The organism is Bacillus cereus group sp. N6, assembly GCF_016483705.1.
GTDB classification, from domain to species: Bacteria; Bacillota; Bacilli; order Bacillales; family Bacillaceae_G; genus Bacillus_A; species Bacillus_A wiedmannii.
In genome coordinates this window covers 1-419 of record NZ_JAEHBI010000223.1, presented here as the reverse complement: position 1 = coordinate 419, position 419 = coordinate 1, and the positions used below count along the sequence as shown (strand labels likewise).

The following is a 419-nucleotide window of genomic DNA, read 5'->3' as shown; positions in this document are numbered from 1 at the left end:
GGAGCAAACAACGATATCGCTAGATTAGTTGGTTCTCGCTTTGTATCAGCGATTGAAAGCGAAGAAGGAGAAAAGCTTGCTGATTCATTCGTTAAGCAAATTACAGGCGGTGAGCCAGTATTAGCACGTTTCCTTAGACAAGAGTTCTTTGAATTTATTCCCGAATTTAAAGTGTTCTTCACAACTAACCATAAACCTATTATCGGCGGTCTTGATGAAGGGATTTGGCGACGTGTCAAATTAATACCATTTAATTTAAGTTTACCGTCTCATAAACGTGATAAACGATTACCTGAAAAGCTTTCTCTCGAAATGCCTGGAATTTTAAATTGGGCAATTGAAGGCTGCATGAAGTGGCAACAGGATGGATTGAAAGAACCTAAAGTGGTAGCAGAAGCAACAGGGAAATATAAAGACGA

1 protein-coding gene is annotated in these 419 nt (G+C 39.1%); it reads left to right on the top strand.

All coding sequences use genetic code 11. From position 1 onward, the window contains the following. Positions 1 to 419, top strand: a 419-nt coding sequence (locus JDS99_RS31045) for a phage/plasmid primase, P4 family (RefSeq protein ID WP_242475825.1), incomplete at both ends; no start/stop codon positions are given.